General features: G+C 59.4%; 18 protein-coding genes, 4 tRNA genes and 1 pseudogene. 15 read left to right on the top strand and 8 right to left on the bottom strand.

What is annotated here, in order from left to right:
• Positions 1 to 90: 90 nt before the first annotated feature.
• The 5 genes from ACA055_RS22390 to ACA055_RS22370 all read left to right on the top strand — a co-directional run bounded on the left by ACA055_RS22390 (position 91) and on the right by ACA055_RS22370 (position 4,383).
• Positions 91 to 897 (top strand): alpha/beta fold hydrolase, encoded by an 807-nt coding sequence (locus ACA055_RS22390; RefSeq protein WP_497680623.1) that lies wholly within the window; start codon positions 91 to 93, stop codon positions 895 to 897.
• Positions 894 to 1,748, top strand: coding sequence for an alpha/beta hydrolase (locus tag ACA055_RS22385; RefSeq protein ID WP_497680622.1), 855 nt, complete (start codon positions 894 to 896; stop codon positions 1,746 to 1,748). The genes ACA055_RS22390 and ACA055_RS22385 overlap by 4 nt, the downstream gene beginning before the upstream one ends.
• A 50-nt stretch (positions 1,749 to 1,798) precedes the next feature.
• A complete protein-coding gene (locus ACA055_RS22380; RefSeq protein WP_497680621.1) occupies positions 1,799 to 2,458 on the top strand; it encodes a glutathione S-transferase family protein in 660 nt (219 codons plus the stop codon).
• 8 nt (positions 2,459 to 2,466) lie between these two features.
• A complete protein-coding gene (locus tag ACA055_RS22375) occupies positions 2,467 to 3,273 on the top strand; it encodes a DUF4892 domain-containing protein (protein ID WP_497680620.1) in 807 nt (268 codons plus the stop codon).
• Positions 3,274 to 3,342: 69 nt separating this feature from the next.
• On the top strand, positions 3,343 to 4,383 hold the full coding sequence (locus ACA055_RS22370) for an AI-2E family transporter (RefSeq protein WP_497680619.1): 1,041 nt from the start codon (positions 3,343 to 3,345) through the stop codon (positions 4,381 to 4,383).
• Between the two features lie 180 nt (positions 4,384 to 4,563).
• Here the strand turns inward: ACA055_RS22370 and xopAW are convergent, their stop codons facing one another.
• The 3 genes from xopAW to ACA055_RS22355 form a co-directional block, all read right to left on the bottom strand.
• Complete coding sequence (gene xopAW / locus ACA055_RS22365; RefSeq protein WP_497680618.1) at positions 4,564 to 5,394, bottom strand: XopAW family type III secretion system calcium-binding effector; 831 nt, start codon at positions 5,392 to 5,394, stop codon at positions 4,564 to 4,566.
• 233 nt (positions 5,395 to 5,627) lie between these two features.
• Entirely contained in the window at positions 5,628 to 6,677 is a 1,050-nt protein-coding gene (locus ACA055_RS22360; protein WP_497680617.1) for a sensor histidine kinase, read from the bottom strand.
• On the bottom strand, positions 6,677 to 7,435 hold the full coding sequence (locus ACA055_RS22355; protein WP_497680616.1) for a response regulator: 759 nt from the start codon (positions 7,433 to 7,435) through the stop codon (positions 6,677 to 6,679). The genes ACA055_RS22360 and ACA055_RS22355 overlap by 1 nt, the downstream gene beginning before the upstream one ends.
• Positions 7,436 to 7,728: 293 nt before the next feature.
• Between ACA055_RS22355 and pyrF the strand changes: the two genes are divergently transcribed.
• Positions 7,729 to 8,427 (top strand): orotidine-5'-phosphate decarboxylase, encoded by a 699-nt coding sequence (pyrF, locus tag ACA055_RS22350; RefSeq protein WP_008148060.1) that lies wholly within the window; start codon positions 7,729 to 7,731, stop codon positions 8,425 to 8,427.
• 137 nt (positions 8,428 to 8,564) lie between these two features.
• Here the strand turns inward: pyrF and ACA055_RS22345 are convergent, their stop codons facing one another.
• Positions 8,565 to 9,569 carry an NADP-dependent oxidoreductase gene (locus ACA055_RS22345; RefSeq protein ID WP_497680615.1) on the bottom strand — a complete coding sequence of 335 codons (1,005 nt, stop codon included), beginning with the start codon at positions 9,567 to 9,569 and terminating at the stop codon, positions 8,565 to 8,567.
• A 236-nt stretch (positions 9,570 to 9,805) separates the two neighbouring features.
• Here ACA055_RS22345 and ACA055_RS22340 point away from each other — a divergent pair, with 236 nt between their 5' ends.
• From ACA055_RS22340 to ACA055_RS22325, 4 genes and pseudogenes are all read left to right on the top strand, one after another.
• Positions 9,806 to 10,567 (top strand): SDR family oxidoreductase, encoded by a 762-nt coding sequence (locus tag ACA055_RS22340; RefSeq protein WP_497680614.1) that lies wholly within the window; start codon positions 9,806 to 9,808, stop codon positions 10,565 to 10,567.
• 276 nt (positions 10,568 to 10,843) lie between these two features.
• Positions 10,844 to 12,229, top strand: a complete 1,386-nt coding sequence (locus tag ACA055_RS22335; RefSeq protein ID WP_497680613.1) for an aminotransferase-like domain-containing protein — start codon at positions 10,844 to 10,846, stop codon at positions 12,227 to 12,229.
• 108 nt (positions 12,230 to 12,337) lie between these two features.
• Positions 12,338 to 13,441: pseudogene (locus ACA055_RS22330) on the top strand (HAMP domain-containing protein); the annotation flags it as partial.
• Positions 13,421 to 14,302, top strand: coding sequence for a methyl-accepting chemotaxis protein (locus tag ACA055_RS22325; protein WP_443200786.1), 882 nt, complete (start codon positions 13,421 to 13,423; stop codon positions 14,300 to 14,302). The pseudogene ACA055_RS22330 and the gene ACA055_RS22325, both read left to right, overlap by 21 nt.
• Before the next feature lie 694 nt (positions 14,303 to 14,996).
• Here ACA055_RS22325 and ACA055_RS22320 read toward each other — a convergent pair.
• The gene (locus ACA055_RS22320; RefSeq protein WP_497680612.1) at positions 14,997 to 15,755 is read right to left on the bottom strand and encodes a hypothetical protein; all 759 of its coding nucleotides are present in this window, start codon (positions 15,753 to 15,755) and stop codon (positions 14,997 to 14,999) included.
• A gap of 393 nt (positions 15,756 to 16,148) precedes the next feature.
• Between ACA055_RS22320 and ACA055_RS22315 the strand changes: the two genes are divergently transcribed.
• From ACA055_RS22315 to ACA055_RS22300, 4 genes are all read left to right on the top strand, one after another.
• Positions 16,149 to 16,224 (top strand) — tRNA-Glu (locus ACA055_RS22315).
• A gap of 2 nt (positions 16,225 to 16,226) precedes the next feature.
• Positions 16,227 to 16,302 (top strand) — tRNA-Gly (locus ACA055_RS22310).
• Positions 16,303 to 16,406: 104 nt separating this feature from the next.
• Positions 16,407 to 16,482: transfer RNA gene (locus ACA055_RS22305), tRNA-Glu, on the top strand.
• Between the two features lie 3 nt (positions 16,483 to 16,485).
• Positions 16,486 to 16,561 (top strand) — tRNA-Gly (locus ACA055_RS22300).
• A 204-nt stretch (positions 16,562 to 16,765) separates the two neighbouring features.
• Here ACA055_RS22300 and ACA055_RS22295 read toward each other — a convergent pair.
• The 3 genes from ACA055_RS22295 to ACA055_RS22285 form a co-directional block, all read right to left on the bottom strand.
• Positions 16,766 to 18,505, bottom strand: coding sequence for a dipeptidase (locus ACA055_RS22295; protein WP_497680611.1), 1,740 nt, complete (start codon positions 18,503 to 18,505; stop codon positions 16,766 to 16,768).
• Positions 18,506 to 18,795: 290 nt separating this feature from the next.
• Positions 18,796 to 19,599 (bottom strand): putative hydro-lyase, encoded by an 804-nt coding sequence (locus ACA055_RS22290; RefSeq protein WP_497684467.1) that lies wholly within the window; start codon positions 19,597 to 19,599, stop codon positions 18,796 to 18,798.
• A gap of 91 nt (positions 19,600 to 19,690) precedes the next feature.
• Positions 19,691 to 20,638, bottom strand: a complete 948-nt coding sequence (locus tag ACA055_RS22285) for a LysR family transcriptional regulator (RefSeq protein WP_497680610.1) — start codon at positions 20,636 to 20,638, stop codon at positions 19,691 to 19,693.
• 286 nt (positions 20,639 to 20,924) lie between these two features.
• On the opposite strand from ACA055_RS22285, the gene ACA055_RS22280 reads away from it, so the two are divergent.
• The gene (locus tag ACA055_RS22280) at positions 20,925 to 22,208 is read left to right on the top strand and encodes an MFS transporter (protein WP_497684466.1); all 1,284 of its coding nucleotides are present in this window, start codon (positions 20,925 to 20,927) and stop codon (positions 22,206 to 22,208) included.
• Positions 22,209 to 22,305: the final 97 nt, after the last annotated feature.

Genomic DNA, 22,305 nt, shown 5'->3' with positions numbered 1-22,305 from the left:
ACTGTCATTATTCCTGGCAGTTACGGTCATTGCTGTAGGACGTCGTCTTACGGACAATCAACCCTTGTTTTCGTTGATGGATCGACCGGTATGTCGCAGCAGATATTTTTCGCTCACGCCAATGGCTTTCCTTCGGGGACCTACGGCAAGTTGTTCGCGGCGCTGGCGCCCGAATATCAGGTGACGCATCTGGAGCAGCACGCCCATGACCCGCGTTTTCCAGCGGACGACAACTGGCAAAACCTGGTGGATGAGCTGATTCATCACCTCAAGCAACAACCGGAACCGGTGTGGGGCGTTGGCCATTCCTTCGGCGGCGTGTTGCACCTGCATGCGGCGTTGCGCTGCCCCGAGCTGTATCGCGGGGTGGTGATGCTCGATTCGCCGGTGCTGACCCGCGCCGATCAATGGGTGATCCGCGCCGCCAAGCGTTTCGGCTTCATCGACCGTTTGACGCCCGCCGGCCGCACGCTGGGACGACGGGAAGAGTTCGCTGATCTGGACGCGGCCCGACTGTATTTCGCGGGCAAAACCCTGTTTCGCAGTTTTGACCCAGAATGTTTCGACGCCTACCTGCAACACGGTTTGCAAAAGGTTGGCGACAAGCTTCGCCTGCGCTTCGACCCGGCCACGGAAATCAGCATCTACCGCGGCGTGCCGCACACCAGCCCTGGCCGCGCACGTCAGTTGAAAGTGCCGCTGGCGGTGGTGCGCGGGCACAAGAGCCGCGTGGTGATGCGCCATCACGCCAGTTCGGTCGGGCGCATGCCGATGGGCGAGTCCCTGACCATGCCCGGCGGCCACATGTTTCCTCTCGAACGTCCACAGGACACCGCCACGCTGCTGAAAAATCTGTTCAGCCGTTGGGAAGGTCGCCGCCAACAGGATTGCGCATGAGCAGCGTCGTCGAAGAAGTCCGCCTGAGCCTGCCGCACATCGAGCTGGCAGCGCACCTGTTTGGGCCCGAAGACGGTTTGCCGGTGATCGCCTTGCACGGCTGGCTGGACAACGCCAACAGCTTTGCCCGATTGGCGCCGAAGCTCAAAGGGCTGCGCATCATCGCCCTGGACATGGCCGGTCACGGTCATTCCGGGCATCGGCCGAGCGGTGCCGGTTATGCCCTGTGGGACTACGCCCATGACGTGCTGCAAGTCGCGGAACAACTGGGCTGGAAACGCTTCGCGCTGCTGGGGCATTCCATGGGCGCGATCGTTTCCCTGGTGTTGGCCGGGTCGTTGCCGGAGCGGGTGACCCATCTGGCGTTGATCGACGGCATCATTCCTCCTACAGACAAAGGCGAAAATGCTGCCGAACGCATGGGCATGGCCCTGCAAGCGCAGCTGGATCTGCGGGAGAAGCGCAAACCGGTCTACAACACCCTCGACCGCGCCATCGAAGCACGCATGAAAGGCCTGGTGGCGGTCAGCCGCGAAGCCGCAGAATTGTTGGCCCAGCGCGGGTTGATGCCGGTCCCCGGTGGCTATACCTGGCGCACCGATAACCGTCTGACACTGCCATCGCCGCTGCGTCTGACGACCGAGCAGGCCATGGCTTTCGTTCAGCGGGTCAGTTGTCCGGCACAACTGGTGGTCGCCGCTGACGGCATGCTCGCCAAACATCCTGAGTTGCTGGAACGTCTACCCTTTAGCCGTGAACAGCTGCCTGGCGGCCATCATTTGCACCTGAATGACGACCCCGGCGCCGACCTTGTCGCAGACTGTTTCAATCGGTTTTTCGCCGTTCCTTGACTTGCGCCGGGCAACTGTCGAGGCTGGGCGGGTTGAAATGGGAGACAACCATGATAGATCTCTACACCGCTGCGACCCCGAATGGCCACAAGGTCTCTATCGTGCTCGAGGAACTCGGCCTGCCCTACACGGTGCACGCCTTGAGTTTCGACAAGAAGGAACAGAAGTCCGAGGACTTCCTCAAGATCAATCCCAATGGCCGCATTCCGGCCATTGTCGACCGCGCCAACGGCGATTTCGCCGTGTTCGAATCCGGCGCCATCCTTGTTTATCTGGCTGAGCTGAGCGGCAAACTGTTGCCCAAAGACCCGAAGGGGCGCTCGGTGGTCCTGCAGTGGCTGATGTTCCAGATGGGTGGGATCGGCCCGATGCAGGGCCAGGCCAACGTGTTTTTCCGTTACTTTCCTGAAAAGCTCCAGGGCGCCATCGACCGCTATCAGCATGAAACCCGTCGCCTCTATGAAGTGCTCGACACGCGGCTGCAAGCCGTAGAGTTTCTCGCAGGCGAGTACAGCATTGCCGACATTGCGACCTTTCCGTGGGTGCGTGGCTACGAGTGGTCTGGTGTCGAAGTGGACGGCTTGCCAGCCCTGCAGCGCTGGATGGCGACCATGGAGGCACGTCCGGCGGTGCAGCGCGGTTTGTTGGTGCCCGAGCGCATCGATGACGCCAGCATTATCAAGGGCGCCCAGGCCATGCTGATCCGATGAGCTTGCCCATGCGTTCACTCAGTCTGCTGGCGCTGTGCTGTTTCAGTCCCCTGTTATTCGCCGCCGATGTCCCTGGCAGTCAGGACCTGCCGATCGTTCCGCGTCTGGCTGACTCGCAGATTGTCGACTACCGCCCTGCGGTCGAGCTCGAGCGGATCTATCCTTTGGGTTCGATTCGCAAGATCAGCGGCCAGCTGCGCTTCGATGGTCAGGTCAGTGCCCGGGGACAAGCGACTTCGGTAACTTACGAGCTGCCACCGGAACATTCTGCGACCGTCGCCTTCACCGCCGCTCGCGAAGCCTTGCAGAAGCAGGGCGCGGAGTTGCTGTTCTGGTGCCAGGCCCGTGATTGCGGCGAAAGCAGCCTGTGGGCCAACGAGGTGTTCGGCAACGCCAAGCTCTATGGCTCCGATAATGAGCAGGCGTACCTGCTGTTGCGCCTGGCGGCACCGAAGGACAACACGCTGGTGGCGCTTTACAGCATCACCCGAGGCAATCGCAAAGCCTATCTGCACGTCGAACAGTTCGACGCCGCGGCACCGTTGGGCGATTTGTTGCCGACCTCCGCGACCTTGCTTCGAGAGCTCAAAAGCACCGGTGAGCTCGATTTCCCCAAACTGACCGGCGATCCTGACGATACCTGGCTGCGCTTGATTTCCCGTGGATTGAATCTGGACACCTCTTTGCGGGTCAGTGTATCCGGGCCGAAGGCTGAAGCCTGGCGTCAGGCACTGATCGGGCAGGGAGTGCGTACGGCCAGGATGGAAACCGGCAGCGTCGAAGGCTCTGGCCTGCACATCGAACTGTTGCGATAAGCTTCATCAGGCGGACGCGCTTGGCGCGTTCGCCTACTCTTTTGCTGACTGACTTTTTTCGAGACTGGGATGATCAATAACGATCGGCTGTTGGTGCAGATCCTGCTCCTGGTGCTGTTTGGCGCGAGCTTCTGGGTGATGGCGCCGTTCTGGTCTGCGTTGTTCTGGGGCGCGGTGCTGGCGTTCGCCAGTTGGCCGCTGATGCGTCTGCTGACCCATTGGCTCAATGGCCGCGAGTCCCTGGCTGCGGCATTGTTGACGCTGGGCTGGATGTTGGTGGTGGCGGTGCCGTTGGTGTGGCTGGGGTTCAACCTCGCGGACCATGTGCGCGATGCCACGGCGCTCATCAAGGATGTGCAAGTCGATGGGCTGCCTGAAGCGCCGACTTGGCTAGGCAGTATTCCCCTGGTTGGCGAACGGCTGGTCGGGATCTGGAACAGCATCGATCAGCAAGGCGCGGCAATGATGGTGGCGGTCAAGCCCTATCTGGGCCAGGTCGGCAACTGGTTGCTGGCGCGCAGTGCGCAGATTGGTGGTGGCATTCTCGAGCTGACGTTGAGCATTGTCTTCGTGTTCTTTTTCTATCGTGACGGGCCGCGGTTGGCGGCGTTTGTTCATGGGCTGCTGGAGCGGCTGATCGGTGACCGTGCCGGTTATTACATCGAGTTGGTGGCGGGTACGGTTCAACGGGTGGTGAACGGGGTGATCGGCACGGCGGCGGCGCAGGCGGTCCTGGCGTTGATCGGCTTTTTGATTGCCGGGGTTCCCGGAGCGTTGGTGCTGGGGATCGTGACGTTTTTGTTGAGCCTGATTCCGATGGGGCCGCCTTTGGTGTGGATACCTGCCACGGCGTGGCTGGCCTGGAAGGGTGAATACGGGATGGCGGTGTTTCTCGGCAGTTGGGGGACGTTCATCATCAGCGGGGTCGACAACGTGCTGAAGCCGTACTTGATCAGTCGCGGCGGCAACCTGCCGTTGGTGATCGTGCTGCTGGGGGTGTTTGGCGGGTTGATTGCCTTCGGGTTTATCGGCCTGTTCATTGGCCCGACCCTGTTGGCGGTGGCCTATAGCCTGTTGACCGACTGGAGCAAGAGTCAGGCACGGGTCTAAGACAGCCGAGCCATCTCTTGCAGGTGTCCTCAGTTCAATTGTGGGAGCGGGCTTGCTCGCGAAGAGGGCGTGTCAGTCGACATCAGTAGTGACTGACACACCGCTTTCGCGAGCAAGCCTGCTCCCACAGGTTCCGTGGTTCAACACCAATCAAAGGTGGGAGCGAGTCTGCTCGCAATCTCAGGTCGCAATATCCAGGTACTTGCCCACGGTCGCCACCTTGTCGAGCGAGTACTGCTTGCTCAGGTTGGCGATCATTTTGTCGACCGACTGATCAGTGGAGCTGTCAGTGTTTTTCTCGCGGTCGGCATGCAGCGCGGCTTTCAGCTCGTCGCTGCTGACGCCGCCACTGCTGTCGCTATCCAGTACCTTGAGCAGCGCGGCGCTGGTGTCGGTGTCAGTCGCTGAGGTGCTGGCTTGCAACGCGCTGTTCAGTTCGGCGGCGCTGACGCTGCCGTCACTGTCCGTGTCGAGTGTGCTGAACAGTTCTTCGCTGGACACCGGTTGAGGTGGCGGTGGTGGCGGCGCGAGGCTGGCGGCGAGTTCGTCCTTGCTGACCGTACCGTCCTGGTTCTTGTCCAGGACCGAGAACATTTCTGTGCTGTCGGCATTGCTGCCGGCGCTGGTCAGGCCGTTGCTCAGTTCATCACTGCTGATGGCGCCGTCACCGTCGGCGTCCAGGGCGCTGATCAACGCGTCGGCCAGTTCGGTGTTGGGGGCCTGATCCCGTGGTGGTGGAGGTGGTGGGGCTATCGCCGCCATTTCTTCGCTGCTCAGGCTACCGCTGTCATCGCTGTCCAGATCCGCAAAGTTTTTGCTCAGGCTGACCAGCAGACCGTCGTCGGTTTTCTGCGACAGGGCGCTATTGAGTTCGTCCTGATCCACCGAACCGTCGCTATTGCTGTCGAGTTTGGCGAGCAGTTCTTTCTGGAATTGCTGGCTGCGGGCATTGTTGGTTGTGGTGCTGCTGGTGCTGGTATAGCTCGTGTAGTTGCTGACGCTACCGATCATTGGGCTCGCTCCCTGGAATGGAAAGCCGGTGGGTGCACCGGCTTATGCAGCCTCAAGGACCAAGTTGTCTTGGGTGTATAGAGTTTGTACAGTTCGGTACACAAGTATCAGATCAGGCTCAGATCCTGTGGGAGCGGGCTTGCTCGCGAAGAGGGAGTCTCAGTCAACATCAGTATTGACTGATCCATCGCTTTCGCGAGCAAGCCCGCTCCCACATTAGAAAGGTGAGCGGTTCAGATTCGGGGTAGACGAATGACTGCAGTGAGGCCTCCCCCCGGGGTTTCCTCCAGGCTCAATTGCCCACCCAAACGCTCCGCCGCTTCACGGGCAATGGTCATGCCCAGACCGACGCCGCCAGAATTACGATTACGCGAACCTTCAAGTCGAAAGAACGGTTCAAACACCGCTTCACGCTTGTCCACCGCAATACCCGGCCCATGGTCGATCACCCGGATCACCAGGGTTTGGCGCGTGTCTTCGAGGGTGATCAGCGCCTGCCCGGCATAACGCAGGGCATTGTCCAACAGGTTGTTGATGCACGAACGCAAGGCCATCGGCTGAACTTGCAGGGGGGCGCAGTGGCCGCTGGCCTGGACGTCGGCGCCCTGGTCCTGGGCGTTTTCGCTCAGGGACTCGACCAGCGCCTGCACGTCCATCCACTGCGGCGCTTCGCTGGTGCGCTGTTCATGCAGGTAGGTGAGGGTGGCGTCGAGCATGCTGATCATGTCGTCCAGATCCTGACGCATCTGGCCTTGCAGCTTGTCGTCGTCAATCTGTTCCAGCCGCAATTTGAGCCGCGACAGCGGCGTGCGCAGGTCGTGGGACACAGCGCCGAGCATCCGCGCGCGCTGCTGCACTTGTTCGATGATTCGTCGCTGCATCTTGTTGAAGGTATGCGCGGCTTGCCGTGCTTCCCGCGGGCCGGACTCATCCAGAGGCGGGCTGTCGAGATTTTCGCTCAAGCGCTCGGCAGCATCGCTCAGGCGTTGGATCGGCCGGCTCAGCAGTTTGGCGCCGTACCAGGCGGCAATGATCAGCGAGACGAATTGAAACGTCAGTGGCACCAACGGCCCGCCGAACCATGGCCGTGGTGGCCGGTTGTCGAAACGCGGGTCCATCGGCGGGCGCTGTCCGGCGATGCCTTCGGAAAACCCCGGCGGCGGAGGGGGCGGTGGCGGGCCGTAATGGTGAAACCAGGCAAACGCCAACAGGTGCGCCAGGATGATCGCGATCAGCAGCACGCCAAACAGGCGGCCGAACAGCGTATCGAAGCGCGCACGCATCAGCCAATGTCTCTCGCGTCGAACAGGTAACCCTCACCGCGCACGGTTTTGATCAACTGCGGGGCTTTGGGGTCATCACCGAGTTTCTGACGCAGGCGCGACACCAGCAGGTCGATGCTGCGATCAAAGGCTTCGATCGAACGACCGCGCGCAGCATCGAGTAATTGTTCGCGGCTGAGCACCCGGCGCGGACGTTCGATGAACACCCAGAGCAGACGAAATTCCGCGTTGGACAGCGGCACCACCAGGCCATCGGCGGCGATCAACTGGCGCAGCACGCTGTTCAGGCGCCAGTTGTCGAAGCGAATGTTCGCACGCTGTTCGGTACGGTCATCGCGCACCCGACGCAGAATGGTCTGAATCCGCGCCACCAGTTCTCGCGGTTCAAATGGCTTGGCCATGTAATCGTCAGCGCCCAGTTCCAGGCCGATGATGCGGTCGGTGGGCTCGCAGCGGGCGGTGAGCATCAGGATCGGGATGTCCGACTCGGCGCGCAGCCAGCGGCACAACGACAGACCGTCTTCGCCGGGCAACATCAGGTCGAGCACTACTACGTCGAAATGCTCCGCTTGCAGCGCCAGTCGCATCGCGGCGCCATCGGTGACGCCGCTGGCGTGGATGTTGAACCGGGCCAGGTAATCGATCATCAGTTCGCGGATCGGGACGTCATCGTCGACGATCAGGGCGCGAATGCTCCAGCGTTTGTCGTCGCCGGGCGATTTTTGATCGTCGTTCAGAGGTGCTGGGGTGCTGTGCATGCGTGGGTTCATCTGCCAGGTAGGCTGCCAACCACAAAGTTGGGCTGCGAGGTTGTGGCTTCAGCATAGGCGTCCGGCCCGGAGGCGGGAAGTGCTGTAAGGACGTGCTGCGGCTGGCGAGGGTAGCCTTGAAGGGTGTTGGGGGCATGTCAGGTGTGTATCGAACTCGACACAATGAACGCAAGGGCTAGTCTTGCTTGAGCCGTCTCGACGATTTACCGATCATCGGGTCCCGCAGCGCCGCTGGTTCCGCTACAATGCGCGCCGATTTCGACCTGCCTGAGAGCCCACTCATGTCCGCCTGCCAGACTCCTATCATCGTCGCCCTGGATTTCCCCACCCGTGACGCCGCACTGAAGCTGGCCGATCAGTTGGACCCGAAGCTGTGCCGGGTCAAAGTCGGTAAGGAATTGTTCACCAGCTGCGCTTCGGAAATCGTTGGCACCCTGCGTGACAAGGGTTTCGAAGTGTTCCTGGACCTCAAGTTCCACGACATCCCGAACACCACCGCCATGGCCGTCAAGGCCGCTGCGGAAATGGGCGTGTGGATGGTCAACGTGCACTGCTCCGGTGGCCTGCGCATGATGGCCGCCTGCCGCGAAGTGCTTGACCAGCGTACCGGCCCGAAACCGCTGCTGATTGGCGTGACCGTGCTGACCAGCATGGAGCGTGAAGATCTGGCGGGTATCGGCCTGGACATCGAGCCGCAGGAGCAAGTGCTGCGCCTGGCCGCACTGGCGGAAAAAGCCGGGATGGATGGTCTGGTGTGCTCGGCCCTGGAAGCCCAGGCCTTGAAATCGGCTCACCCGTCGCTGCAACTGGTGACCCCGGGGATTCGTCCGGCGGGCAGTGCCCAGGACGATCAGCGCCGTATTCTGACCCCGCGTCAGGCGCTGGATGCCGGTTCCGACTACCTGGTAATCGGCCGCCCGATCAGCCAGGCAGCAGATCCGGCCAAGGCGTTGGCGGCTGTAGTGGCGGAACTCGCCTAAGTAAACGCTGAAGATCCAAATGTGGGAGCGGGCTTGCTCGCGAAGAGGGCGTCTCAGTCGACATCAATATTGACTGACACACCGCTTTCGCGAGCAAGCCCGCTCCCACATGGTTTTGTGGTGTTTTCAGATATCGGTTAAACCTTCAACACCAACTTCCCGAAATTCTCCCCGCTGAACAACTTCATCAGCGTCTCCGGGAAAGTCTCCAGACCTTCCACAATATCTTCCTTGCTCTTGAGCTGCCCCTTGGCCATCCAGCCGGCCATTTCCTGCCCGGCGGTGGCGAACTGTGCGGCGTAGTCCATTACCACGAAGCCTTCCATCCGCGCACGGTTGACCAGCAACGACAAATAGTTCGCCGGACCTTTGACCGCTTCCTTGTTGTTGTACTGACTGATGGCGCCGCAGATCACCACGCGTGCCTTCATGTTCAGACGGCTCAACACCGCGTCGAGAATATCGCCGCCGACGTTATCGAAATACACATCGACGCCTTTCGGGCATTCGCGCTTGAGGCCGGCATGGACGTCTTCGTTCTTGTAGTCGATGGCGCCATCGAAACCCAATTCATCGATCAGGAACTGGCACTTGTCCGCGCCGCCAGCAATGCCGACCACGCGGCAGCCTTTGATCTTGGCGATCTGCCCGGCAATGCTGCCCACTGCACCCGCCGCGCCGGACAGCACCACGGTGTCACCGGCCTTGGGAGCGCCGACGTCGAGCAAGGCGAAGTAAGCGGTCATCCCGGTCATGCCTAGCGCGGATAAGTATCGCGGCAGTGGCGCCAGTTTCGGATCGACCTTGTAGAAACCTCTTGGTTCGCCGAGGAAATAATCCTGTACACCCAAGGCGCCGTTGACGTAGTCCCCGACCGCAAACCCTGGATTATTCGAGGCAACGACTTTGCCTACACCCAATGCACGCATCACTTCGCCGATTCCCACAGGCGGGATGTAGGACTTGCCCTCGTTCATCCAGCCGCGCATGGCCGGGTCCAGGGACAGGTATTCGTTTTTGACCAGAATCTGACCCGTTGCCGGTTCGCCGACCGGTACTTCCTGATAGGTGAAGGTCTCGCGGGTGGCCGCACCCACGGGACGTTTGGCGAGCAGGAACTGGCGATTGGTCTGGGTAGTCATGACAGGCACTCAAGATGAATGAAGCCTTGTTGATAGCCCTTCATGGTCAATGCCGCAAGTTTGGCTGATGCGGCGAATGCACATCGATCCAGAGCAGTGATAGTCAGTCCGGCAGTTCTATCACTGCCACTCATGGGCGCTCAACCGGCCTTCTGATAGTGCTGCCGCGTAGAAGGCCCCTGTGGCTAGACTGCGAACACGCGATCCCCCGCATTCTTCTCTTCGAGGACATAACAATGAGCATGACGTTTTCCGGCCAGGTCGCCGTAGTGACGGGCGCCGCTAATGGTATTGGCCGTGCGACCGCCCAGGCGTTCGCCGCCGAAGGCTTGAAAGTGGTGGTCGCTGACCTGGACACCGCCGGTGGCGAGGGGACGGTGGCGCTAATTCGTACGGCTGGCGGCGAAGCGACCTTCGTGCGTTGCAACGTTACTTTGGAAAGCGATGTAAAAAATCTGATGGACGAGGTGATCAATACCTACGGCCGTCTCGACTACGCCTTCAACAACGCTGGCATCGAGATTGAGAAAGGCAAGCTGGCCGAGGGCACGGTCGACGAGTTCGACGCGATCATGGGCGTCAACGTCAAAGGCGTCTGGCTGTGCATGAAGTACCAGTTACCTTTGCTGCTGGCCCAAGGGGGCGGCGCGATCGTCAACACCGCCTCGGTGGCCGGCCTCGGGGCTGCGCCGAAAATGAGCATCTACGCGGCGTCTAAACACGCGGTGATCGGCCTGACCAAATCGGCGGCCATCGAATACGCCAAGAAAAAGATTCGCGTGAATGCGGTGTGCCCGGCGGTGATCGACACCGACATGTTCCGTCGCGCTTATGAAGCCGACCCGAAGAAAGGCGAATTCGCCAATGCCATGCACCCGGTGGGTCGTATCGGCAAGGTCGAGGAGATCGCCAGCGCGGTGCTGTACCTGTGCAGTGATGGTGCCGCCTTCACCACCGGTCATTCGTTGGCAGTGGATGGTGGCGTTACGGCGTTTTAAAGCCAGATACCAATCTATAGAAAACACCAAACCTGTGGGAGCGGGCTTGCTCGCGAAGAAGGGGTATCAGCCGACATGAATGTTGGCAGACACACCGCTTTCGCGAGCAGGTTCACTCCCACAGGTTTTTTCGTTTGCCTTGAGACCTTCGGGAACGGACCCGGCATTGTGTTTCAAATGGTTAGAACCGAGGGTTTTGGCGGCGTTGTCGCACATCCCGTCGACCACTCCTGTGATTAACTGTTTCCCGCAAAACGAACAGGAGTTTGCTTGCTCATGGAGTTGAGAATCGATCGACAGGCATTGGTGCCGGTCGTACAGCAAATCGTCGACGCGCTATCCGGCTGGCTCCAGGGCAGCGAGATACCGCCAGGGACACGCCTGCCTTCGGTGCGGCAAATCGCTCGCATCAATTTGTTGAGTCAGTCCAGTGTCGTTGAGGCCTGTGAGCGTCTGGTGGTTCAAGGCGTGCTGGCGTCGCGTCGTGGGGCGGGATTCGTTGTCGCCGTCCCGGCGCAGGTCTCTCAGGGGCCAAGGGAGGGTTGCTGGTTCGAGGGCGCAGAGGTGAAACACGCCAGTCGCTTGGGTGAACTGAAACTGGGTTGTGGCGGATTGCCCGAAAGTTGGCGCGAGACCGACGACTTGAGCTATGCGATCCGTGAGATCAGCCGCACCGACATGGAAGGCTTGTTCAACTACAGCACGCCGCTGGGCCTGCCAGCCTTGCGCCAGCAGATCCTTAAACGCCTGAAACCGCTGGACATAGCGGTGGAGGACAATCGCATCCTGACGACGGCGGGTGCCAGTCAGGGGCTCGACCTGATCGTGCGCACCCTGTTCAGACCGGGTGATTGCGTAGTGGTGGAAAACCCCGGTTATTCTTTGCTGTTCGATTTGCTCAGGCTGCACGGCATCAGAATGCTCGAGGTGCCACGGACCCCGCGCGGACCGGACATCAAAACGCTTGAAGCACTGTTTGTGAAGCACAAGCCCCGCGGGTTATTCATCAATAGCTTCTATCACAACCCGACGGGCAGCAACTTGGCGCCGGTGGTGGCGCAGCGGGTTCTGGAGCTGGCCAAAACCCACGACGTGCGGGTAATAGAAGACGACGTCTATGCGGATTTGCACAGCGGACCCGGCACGCGGCTGGCCGCTCTGGATGACAACGTGATCTACGTCGGCAGTTTTTCCAAAACCCTCAGCAGTTCGTTGCGGGTCGGTTTTGTGGTGGCCGACGCCGGAGTGGTTTCGCGACTGGCCGAGGTCAAGATGGTCAGCAGCATGGGGGCTTCCCGGTTTTGCGAGTCGGTGCTGGCCAGCCTGTTGGCCAGTGGTGCCTATCGCAAGTTGGTGCAGCGTCAGCGCCAGCGTTTGAACAGTGACAGGGAGGCGGCGTTGCAAGTGCTCGAAGACGCCGAGTGGGAGGTTTTCGGCAAGCCCGTCGGCGGTTTGTTCATCTGGGCGCGATCGCGGATGTCCGACTACGCTCAGGTCCGGACCCAGGCACGACGCTTCGGTGTCCTGCTGTCTTCAGCGACGGCATTCAGTCCTACCGGTGAGCCCAATGACTGGCAGCGAATCAATGTGGCTTATGCCTGTGATCCGCGAGCCCGCGCGTTTTTTCAGGCCACCGCTCTGGATCGACCTCAAGCGTTCTGAAAACGACGTTGGCGTAGCTTTTTGCCATTATTCCGACGCCAGAGACTTGTGTTGCTACAGGCCCATTGCGAATCTGCATCAACAGACTATGTCAGGGGACTAAGTGCAATGATTTCGGCCGTGCAAGGACGTTTTGCCAACCTCGGTATGGCAAAAAAACTGGGTGTCGGGTTTGTCCTGGTGTTGTTGTTGACAGCCCTGGTGGCGGCCATCGGTGTATGGTCCCTGCAAACCATCAGCCAGCGCTTCGAAGGGCTCAAGCAAATGTCGTCGCTCAACAGCGGTTTGCTCAAGGTGCGAATGCTTGAGCAGGAATACGCCTTGCACGGCAATCCGAAAACCGCTGATGCCTTGCGTCAGGGCGTTGATGGTCTGATCGCTCTGGCCAACGAACTCAAGGCAGCGTCTGCGGCGAACGTGCCAGTGATGAATGACGTCGAGCAGTCCCTGGGGGCCTATCGCAAGGCCTTCGACGAGTTCGTTTCCCTCAGCCAGGCCAAGGATCTGGCACTGGAAATGGCCAGTTGGTCGGTGTCCAGCGTGGCCAATAACCTCGACGTACTGCAGGCGGGGCTGGCCGATGACGGCGCTTATACCCTGAAGGAATCCGAGGGCAAGGACGGTGCGCAATTCATCGAGCAAGCCAATCAGGTCAGCCAGGTTTCGCGGTTGATGCTGCAGGCGATGAACGAAGCCCGTGTGCGCCTGGACCAGAGTCGCAAGGGCGACGACACCGTCGCGCAGGGCAAGATCGAGCAGGCCGACCAGGCATTGGTCCAGGCAGAACAGCTGAAAACCACGGTCAAGGATGAGGGCTACCAGACGGTCCTCAATGAAGTGGTCGGGCACATTGGCGGTTTCAGTGAAAAGCTCGCTGAGTACACTGGCCTGCTGGTGCAGGAAAAAACTGTCTACGGGCAGTTGCACCAACGCGCGGCTCAGGTGGTGGCGCGGGTGGATCAGGCATATGTCGCCGAAGACCAGTCAATGCAGACGGAGCTGAAAAAGAATTCATTGCTGATTATCGGCTCCTCGGCGCTGGCCTTGCTGGTCGGGCTGATTGCGGCGTGGGTGATTACCCGGTTGATCGTGGCGCCGTTGCGCAGCGTGATCCGTGTTGCTCAGCAGATTGCCGCTGGCGATTTGAGTGCAACGATCGAAGTGACCCGCCGTGACGAGATCGGCCAGTTGATGCAGGCCATGCAGCAAATGGGGGCCGGGCTGAGCAGCATTGTCAGCGGGTTGCAGGCCGGCATCGAGCAGTTGGCCAGTTCAGCGCAATCGCTGTCGGCGGTGACCGAGCAGACCAATCTTGAAGTCAGCAGTCAAAAAGAAGAAACCGAGCAGGTCGCCACGGCGATGAATCAGATGACGGCCACCGTGCACGACGTGGCGCGTAACGCGGAAGAGGCCGCCCAGGCGGCGCAGACGGCGGATGGCAAGGTTGAAAGCGGTCAGCAGGTGGTGCGCCAGAGCATGGCGCGGATCGAACAACTGGCGGATTCGGCAACCTCGGCCAGTTCGAGCATCGAAAGTTTGAGTGCGGAAATCCAGAACATCGGCACGGTGCTCAGCGTCATCAAGAGTGTGGCCGAGCAGACCAACCTGCTGGCGCTCAACGCGGCTATCGAGGCTGCCCGGGCCGGTGAACAGGGCAGGGGCTTTGCGGTGGTGGCCGACGAAGTGCGGGCGCTGGCCAAGCGCACTCAGCAATCGACGGAGGAGATCGAGCGTCTGGTCAGTGCCTTGCGCTCGGCGGCCCAGTCATCCGTACAGCAGATTCAGAACAGTGGCGAGTTGGTGAAGCTGGCGGTGAGTGATGCCTTGCAGACCGAGAGTGCGCTGGGAAGTATTGCGGCGGCGGTGTCGTTGATCCAGCAGATGAACCAGCAGATTGCGGCGGCTGCAGAGGAGCAAAGCTCGGTGGCGGAGGAGATTAATCGCAGCGTCACGAGTATTCGCGCCAGTGCGGATCAGTCTTCGTTGGCAATGCAGGGGAATGCGGCGTCCAGTATCGAGCTGGCGCAGTTGGGGATTGAGTTGAAGGGCATGGTGGGGCATTTCAGGCTCTGAGGCCTGTTTTTATGGATGCACCCGATCTCCCTGTAGGAGCTGCCGAAGGCTGCGATCTTTTGACCTTGGCGGTCTCTGCGAGTACATATCCATTCCTGCGGTAACGGCCACTTATGGTTTCGCTCTTACAGCGAGTCCCTTTTGGCAAACGCGGTACGCCCCAAAAGGAACCAAAAGGTCTCGCCCCGAGCGTCCGGCCCCTCGCTAATGCTCGGCGTTCCTTCGCTCCGGTATCCATCCGGGGACACTGCCCTCCGGTCTGCTTCGCGACGACCTACATGCAGCGTGTTCGACTGCGTCGAACGGCGCTGCGCGCCACTCCCCGGATGAACACCTCCACTCAGCCTCCCGAAGGGGCGGGCAGATCAAAAGCTGGCGAGGCGAGCTAACGCTCGGCCTCGTGGTTTGGTGGGGTGTACACCATTCAACTGTGGGAGCGGGCTTGCTCGCGAAGGCGACCTGTCAGCCGACCAATCTCCCGCAGATGTACTCAATCCAACTGTGGGAGCGGGCTTGCTCGCGAAGGCGACCTGACAGCCGACCAATCTCCCGCAGATGTACTCAATCCAACTGTGGGAGCGAGCCTGCTCACGAAGGCGGCCTGACGGCCGGCCAATCTTTTTTGGGCGAATATCTCTATCAAACCCAACGCAAAAAAAAAGCCACCTTTCAGTGGCTCTCCTGCTTTCTCTTATCAGTCGTAAATCGCTTTCTTCTTCCAGTCCGCATCAGCCTCGACGTCTTTGAGGCCCACGTTCAATTGGTTGGCTTCGCTTTCGACCGCCGCGATGTTGTCCATCACCATGGCGTTGGCACGAGCCAGGAGTTTTTCCAGGTACTCGAGTTGCTCGGCGTAGACTTGCGGCTCCTGTTGCTTGCGCAGGTATTGCACGCCGCGTTCAAACGCCAGGCGAGCCTGGCCCGGCTGGTTTTGTTGCAAACAATGCTGGCCGAGGTTGTTGAAGAATTCGATGTGCAGCAGCACCAGAATATGGCGGACTTCACGAATCCAGCGTTTGGCTTCGTTGGTCGGCAGGAAGCCGTCCTGTGCGGCGCGGGTGATTTGGCCGTGCAAGGCTTCGAGCAGGAAACGTACGTCCTTGGCTTTGGCTTCGGTCTGGATCGGTGCCGGCGGGTTATTGACCGGGATCGATTCACCTTGGGCAACCAATGCGTTCAGTTCGACGATCCGTGCCTTGAGGTTGGCGCTGGATTTTTCCAGGTTGAGCAGGCGTTGGCAGACGTTCAGTTCCAGGCGGGTCAACAGCAGCTTGAGTGCCGGTGTCATCAACTGACCGGGGAAGGTCTCGGTAATTTCGCCGCAGCGACGCAATCGGTCGTTGAGCTCAACCTTGGTGCGGGCCTTTTCCAGCTTGTTGTTTTCCACCACATGGTTCATGTAGCCAATGGCGATCAATAGTGCGATCCCGGCTACGACTAGCAGGGTGATCATGAGTGGTGTCACCGGTAAGACCTCTTTATAGGGTTCGCGTGCGAGTGTAGTGGCTTGGCCTGGGGGCGCATAGGGCCGCTCGACGAGTTGAATCGGCTACTTCTCTGCTTGTATCGGCCGCTTTCCTGCTTATATAAGTAATGATGTGCGAGGTGCACTTTGCCATCATCCAAAGCACGGGTGGACTATAGCGTCTTGGCGTGTGTCGGAATATAGGTGTCAAACCCAGGACGACGGAAAGCCCGGATCAGCGTCCTAAAGCAGGGCGAAGTCATTGATTTAAATAAATTTATATCTGGGGGTTGACGACCCCTCAATCCATCCATAGAATGCGCGCCACTTACAGCGTAAAGCACACAGCGAAACGCGGTAGGAAGTGAATGTTGTACGTGTGTCCCCTTCGTCTAGTGGCCTAGGACACCGCCCTTTCACGGCGGTAACAGGGGTTCGAGTCCCCTAGGGGACGCCAATGCGGGAATAGCTCAGTTGGTAGAGCACGACCTTGCCAAGGTCGGGGTCGCGAGTTCGAGTCTCGTTTCCCGCTCCAATTTTAAACAGCGTTGCTTTCGGGCAGGGCTGAGTGAAACCAGAACCAAGTCTTCGGATGCGGATCTGGGCACTGGAACACACACCATGTGTTCCGGGCAGCGTGTCCCCTTCGTCTAGTGGCCTAGGACACCGCCCTTTCACGGCGGTAACAGGGGTTCGAGTCCCCTAGGGGACGCCATTTGCGGGAATAGCTCAGTTGGTAGAGCACGACCTTGCCAAGGTCGGGGTCGCGAGTTCGAGTCTCGTTTCCCGCTCCATATTTAACGAAAACGCCGCTCATTGAGCGGCGTTTTTGTTTGTGTGGGAGCGGGCTTGCTCGCGAAAGCGGTGTATCAGTCAACAAGTCATCAACTGATAGCACGCTTTCGCGAGCAAGCCCGCTCCCACATTTTACATAGCCGTTCGACTTCACGACGGTATCAAAGCAGAGGACCCGCCAGTACAGCGGGTCCGAAAGAGCATCAGAGCTTAGGCATCTGCCCAATGCGCCCCATCATCTCGGTCACGATCTGCAGGTCCAGCAGGAACTGGTCGACAGTCTTGAACTCGTTGTCGGTGTGGCCGGTGTACTTGACTTCAGGCCTGGCCAAGCCAAATTGCACGCCATTGGGCAGCTCATGGACCGAAGTGGCGCCGGCAGAAGTGCCGAACTTGTGTTCCATGCCAAGGTTTTCGCTGGCCACGGCCAACAGGGCCTTGACCCATTCACCCTCGGGGTTGCGGTACATCGGCTCGGCAATCGAGTAGTCGAAGGACACCGCAACGTGGGTTTTCTTGCTCCAGACGTCAAGCTTATCGGCGATTTCGGTCTTGAGCGTTTCCGGGGACTTACCCTTCGGCACCCGCAGGTTGACCGCGAGTTTGAAGGCTTTCTCATCCATCCCGATATAGGTCAGGGAAGCGGTCAGCGGCCCCATGAAGTCATCTGAAAAGCCGACCCCCAATTTACCACCCAGGTAATCCAGCCCCCAGTTGTCGGCAGCGTAACGGGCGGCGTCGGTAATGTGGTTGTGCTTGAGCGCGACTTTTTCGTCGAGGCTGTTGATAAAGTCCAGCATCCTGGCCACCGGGTTGACGCCTGACTCGGGCTCGGAGGAGTGGGCCGAAACGCCGGTGACCGTCAGCTTGACATCCTTGCCGACGACCTTGGCACTCACCTCGAAATTGCCGCCGTTGCGCTTGGCATAATCAGCACCGGCCTTCTGCAGGCTGGCGGCCAATTCAGCAGGCTTCTCACTCAAAAGGGTGGCGACCGATGTCGACGGAATCTGGTTGGTGGCCATGCCGCCCGTCATCGAGACGATTTCAGCGCCCTTGCCGTCAGCCTTGCGCTTGGCAAAGTTCGCCATGACGGTGCCATAGCCTTTCTCGGCAATCACCACCGGGTAGCCGCCATCCAGCGCCAGGTTGTAGTTGGGTGTCGGGTTGTGTTCGAAGTAATAAGGGATGGCGTCGCCAGTGGTTTCCTCGGTGGTGTCTACCAGCAGTTTGAAATTCCTGGCCAGCGGCAGTTTCTCTTCCTTGATGATCTTCATGGCGTAGAGCGCCACGACGATGCCATTCTTGTCATCCTCGGTGCCCCGGCCATACATGCGGTCGCCGATCAGCGTGATCTTGAACGGATCGAGTCGGGTGCCGTCTTTCAGAACCCAGTCCTCCGGCGTCACGGGTACCACATCGGCATGCGCGTGAATGCCTACGACTTCATCGCCGCTGCCCTCCAGGGAGATTTCATAGACGCGGTTGTCGATATTGCGAAAGTTCAGGTTGAAGGCCTGGGCCAGGCCCTTGATCTTGTCGGCGATCTTGATGAACTCGGGATTCTCGTGCTGGGCAACACCGTCCACGCGGAAGGTCGGGATGGCCACCAGCTCGCGCAGCGTCTCGGTGGCAGCGTTGCCGTATTTCACCCGTGCGTAGAGACCAAGCAGGCGATGGATTTCGTTTTGCTGTTCAGGGGAAAGGGTTTTGTTGTCGAGGAAGGCACTGATTGCCGGGCCGAGCTTCGCGGTTTTGCCAAGGTCGCTTTTCGCCAGGCTTCCCAGGAACTGCCTGAAATCCGTTACTGATGCGTCACTGAAAGTCTTGAGAATAGTGGTGCTCTGTTGCGGCGTGATGTTGGCATGCGCTGACAGGGTGAACGTCGAAAGGCTTGCCAGTATCAGGGTTGACGCGGCCAGGTGCTTGAGAGAGAAATCCATTATTGGGGGCATTCCTTTGCAGGCAGTTTGAGAGAAGTTTCTGATCGATAAGACAGAAACGTTCCCAAACTAACGGTAGAACACGACTTTGCCAAGGCCGGGTTCGCGAGTTCGAGTCTCGTTTCCCGCTCCATATTTAACGAAAACGCCGCTCATTGAGCGGCGTTTTTGTTTGCGTACGATTTGTATCCAAGTCAGAAAAAAACGCTCTGCCAGTCAGATTTAGCCTGAAAGAATGCGTCCATAACACGCCTTCAAACTACTGCCGACCCGCAAGCGCCTGGGTGCATTCACAAAGCGCTATTCCACAAATCGGTTACCAGCATGCATCCGGGAGCATGGGTGATGCACAGCGGTGGGCGTGAAGCTTGCACCACCGATTGGGGCGTCACGCCACAGGCCCAGAACACTGGGATTTCGTCGGCTTCGATGGGCACGGCATCCCCGTAGTCCGGCTTGTTCAGCGAGTGGATGCCAATCAGCGACGGATCACCGATGTGAACGGGGGCGCCGTGGACATTTGGCATGCGTGCGGTGATCTGAATGGCTTGAATCACCGCTGCAGCTTTCATCGGCCGCATGCTCACCACCAGCTTGCCACCCAGGCGAGCAGTGGGGCGAGTATCAATATTGGTCTGGTACATGGCGACATTGCGCCCCAGATCGATGTGCTTGAGAACGATGCCCGCATCCAGCAGCGGTTGTTCGAAGGAAAACGAGCACCCGATGGCAAAGGCCACCAGGTCGTCTCTCCACAGATGCTCGATATCCAGTGGCTCTTCGTTCAGTTCCCCGTGGCGATAGACCCTGTATCGAGGCACATCATGGCGAATATCAATGGCGGTCCCGAGATGGCGGAAATACGGATCTCCAGGCTCGGTGACGTCGAGCAACGGGCAGGCCTGCCGATTGAGGGTGCAATACCTGAGGAATTCGTTGGCCCAATCACTGGGCAGTATCACGATGTTGGCCTGCACCCGGCCTTGACCCAGGCCGCTGGTGTGGCCCTGATAGTGCCCGGCGGCGATGGATTGGCGCAGGTCCATTGGAGGACGCTGCTGCAATTGCTCGAAGGACAGGGCGGGCTGATTCATCATGGCATCTCCACAGGTTCGTGGGTTCTTTTTAGAAAACCGGAACGATGGCGTCCAACTAGGAATGTTGTTACCCCAGGATAACTAAAAGTTATTCAATGGGCCGTCGCCGGTCGAGACCCGGTGTCGGAACCATGCGGAGCGGGCCAACATCTGCCGCGTATTGACAGACCACCTGGCGGCTCATGTCGACGATACTCTCGATCAGTTCCAGTCCGACCCCTGCGCGCCACGAAGCCACGACATCCAATTGTGGCAATAACGTCCCCGGTTCCAGCTGAATCAGCTCGCCACTGGCCAACGGCTTTGCCACCAGCGCCGCCGGCAACGCGCCAATGCCGAAGCCGTCACGAATCAGCCGGGTCATGGCCGACACAGAGTTGACGCAACTGACGCGCGGAGTACTGATGCCATGGGCATGCAGCAGATTGAGTACGTCCTGATGCGGTCGGGAGTTTTTTACGAAAGTGATGATGCGTTCACTGGCCATCTCGCTCAGTGAGGCATAGGGGCGGGCATAGATCGAGTTGCTGGCGGCGATCCAGTGCATGGGATAGTGCGCCAGTTCGAGGTTTCGTACGCTTTCGTGGCGGATCAGATCAGTCTGGAAAACGATGTCCAGATAGCCTTTTTGCAGTTGTTCACACAGGTTACGTGCGGCGTCGGCGGTGATTTCGATCTCCACGGCGGGGAAGGTTTGCATCAGGGTCGACATCAGCGGGCTGAGCCAGGTATGGATCACCGTATCCATCACGCCAATGCGCACCAGGCCCTGCTGTGGGCTGGTGTTGTCCAGCGAATGCTTCAACGCTCTTTGAACCTCGAGCATCTGCTCGGCGTAGTCGAGCACCTTGAGACCTTCAGGCGTCAGAGACACCCCGCGCGAGTCACGCACAAACAAGCGCAGGCCTAATTCATCTTCCAGCGAGGCAATCCGGCTGGAGATGGCAGCCTGGGTGCTGAACATTTTTTCTGCAGTCAGGCTGAAGCTTTGCAGGCGGGCGACCCAGACGAAGGTTTCGAGGAATTTGAGGTTCATGGCGGTTCTCATGGCTCTCGTGGAGGCGGTTGCTCACTGTTTTCCACAGAGAACCGTGTTCGGCGCGCAGTAATTGTTACTCCAGAGTCCATCGCGTGGGGTATCAAATTTTCTTATGCATAGCCTCTTTGTTTTCCCGTTTGACGTCGCTTGCTCCCCGCACGAAGAATCCGCTCCACGACGCAGGTCACTGCGTCTGTTCCCCACGACAACGCCTTCACAAAAAAATAATGAGGCGTGTCCGTCATCTTCGCTTGCTGCCGCAGGAACTCCCATGGAAAAGACCATGACTGACCACGTGCCTTCAGGTACGGGCCGCACCGGCCCGTTCAGTTGGTACGGCCCCCTGTCGAAAAATGAAAAGCGCACCTTCTGGAGTTGCAAGATCGGCTATGCCCTGGACGGCATGGACACACAGATGTTGAGTTTCGTCATTCCTACCCTGATTGCCACTTGGGGCATCTCCAAGGGCGAAGCCGGAATGATCGGCACCTGTACGCTACTGGCCTCAGCGGCGGGTGGCTGGATTGCCGGGATTTTGTCCGACCGTATTGGCAGGGTACTGACCCTGCAACTGACGGTTCTGTGGTTCGCCTTCTTCACCTTCCTCTGCGGGTTGGCACAGAATTACGAGCAATTGCTGGTGGCCCGGACTTTGATGGGTTTTGGCTTCGGTGGTGAATGGACGGCGGGTGCGGTGCTGATTGGGGAGGTGATTCGCTCCCAGGATCGCGGCAAGGCAGTGGGCATGGTGCAGGCCGGATGGGCCTTGGGCTGGGGGCTTACGGCATTGCTCTATGCCGGATTGTTCAGCTTTCTGCCGCCGGAGGAAGCCTGGCGGGCGCTGTTTATGATCGGGTTGGTGCCTGCCTTGTTCGTGCTGGTGATCCGCCGGCTGGTCAAGGAATCGGACACCTTCGAGCAGGCCCGCTCCGAGCGCAAGGCCAAGCCTGAACAGGATTCGCGTTGGGCTTTCTTCGAAATATTCGCGCCACGGATGCTCAGTACCACCTTGCGCGCTTCGTTGTTGACCACCGGCGCGCTGGGCGGCTACTACGCGATCACCACGTGGTTGCCGACCTACCTGAAAACCGAACGTGGCCTGAGTGTGCTGGGCACTGGCGGTTATCTGGCGATGGTGATCGTCGGCTCCTACATCGGCTATGTGACCAGTGCGTTGCTGACCGATGCCATTGGCCGCAAGAAAAACTTCATCCTGTTTGCCATCGGCTCCATGGCGATTGTTCTGGCCTACACCCAACTGCCCATCGATAACACCTGGATGCTCTGGCTGGGCTTTCCGTTGGGGTTCTTCGCCTCGGGCATTTTCGCCGGAATGGGCGCGTTCCTGACCGAATTGTTTCCAACCCGCATGCGCGGTTCGGGCCAGGGATTTTGCTATAACGCCGGGCGCTCCATCGCCGCGCTGTTTCCGTTGTTCATCGGAGCGCTGAGCGAAACGTCGCCGATTGGGACCGGGATCGGAGTCTTCGCTGCCGGTGCTTATGGCGTGGTGATTCTGGCCGCGTTAAGCCTGCCGGAAACCCGCGGTCGGCAACTCGAATCCTGAACCCTGATACGTCTGGGCAATTCTGCTCAGGCGTCGCTGGTCCACAGCTGATCGACAAATTTCGGACGCGATCGCAACGCCCCCGAGAGGGCTCGCT

The sequence above is a fragment of the Pseudomonas sp. LBUM1657 genome, assembly GCF_059716075.1.
The sequence above is the reverse complement of the archived record's forward strand: the minus strand, read 5'-3'. Positions and strand labels throughout refer to the sequence as shown.

Coding starts and splice junctions, on each gene's coding strand:
- ACA055_RS22345 (WP_497680615.1), bottom strand. CDS start 9,569: ATGACTACCCAGACCAATCGCCAGTTCCTGCTCGCCAAACGTCCCGTG.
- ACA055_RS22285 (WP_497680610.1), bottom strand. CDS start 20,638: ATGAACCTCAAATTCCTCGAAACCTTCGTCTGGGTCGCCCGCCTGCAA.
- xopAW (WP_497680618.1), bottom strand. CDS start 5,394: ATGATCGGTAGCGTCAGCAACTACACGAGCTATACCAGCACCAGCAGC.
- ACA055_RS22355 (WP_497680616.1), bottom strand. CDS start 7,435: ATGCACAGCACCCCAGCACCTCTGAACGACGATCAAAAATCGCCCGGC.
- ACA055_RS22340 (WP_497680614.1), top strand. CDS start 9,806: ATGAGCATGACGTTTTCCGGCCAGGTCGCCGTAGTGACGGGCGCCGCT.
- ACA055_RS22325 (WP_443200786.1), top strand. CDS start 13,421: ATGCAGGCCATGCAGCAAATGGGGGCCGGGCTGAGCAGCATTGTCAGC.
- ACA055_RS22375 (WP_497680620.1), top strand. CDS start 2,467: ATGCGTTCACTCAGTCTGCTGGCGCTGTGCTGTTTCAGTCCCCTGTTA.
- ACA055_RS22295 (WP_497680611.1), bottom strand. CDS start 18,505: ATGGATTTCTCTCTCAAGCACCTGGCCGCGTCAACCCTGATACTGGCA.
- ACA055_RS22390 (WP_497680623.1), top strand. CDS start 91: ATGTCGCAGCAGATATTTTTCGCTCACGCCAATGGCTTTCCTTCGGGG.
- ACA055_RS22320 (WP_497680612.1), bottom strand. CDS start 15,755: ATGATCACCCTGCTAGTCGTAGCCGGGATCGCACTATTGATCGCCATT.
- ACA055_RS22360 (WP_497680617.1), bottom strand. CDS start 6,677: ATGCGTGCGCGCTTCGATACGCTGTTCGGCCGCCTGTTTGGCGTGCTG.
- ACA055_RS22335 (WP_497680613.1), top strand. CDS start 10,844: ATGGAGTTGAGAATCGATCGACAGGCATTGGTGCCGGTCGTACAGCAA.
- ACA055_RS22370 (WP_497680619.1), top strand. CDS start 3,343: ATGATCAATAACGATCGGCTGTTGGTGCAGATCCTGCTCCTGGTGCTG.
- ACA055_RS22290 (WP_497684467.1), bottom strand. CDS start 19,599: ATGAATCAGCCCGCCCTGTCCTTCGAGCAATTGCAGCAGCGTCCTCCA.
- pyrF (WP_008148060.1), top strand. CDS start 7,729: ATGTCCGCCTGCCAGACTCCTATCATCGTCGCCCTGGATTTCCCCACC.
- ACA055_RS22280 (WP_497684466.1), top strand. CDS start 20,925: ATGACTGACCACGTGCCTTCAGGTACGGGCCGCACCGGCCCGTTCAGT.
- ACA055_RS22385 (WP_497680622.1), top strand. CDS start 894: ATGAGCAGCGTCGTCGAAGAAGTCCGCCTGAGCCTGCCGCACATCGAG.
- ACA055_RS22380 (WP_497680621.1), top strand. CDS start 1,799: ATGATAGATCTCTACACCGCTGCGACCCCGAATGGCCACAAGGTCTCT.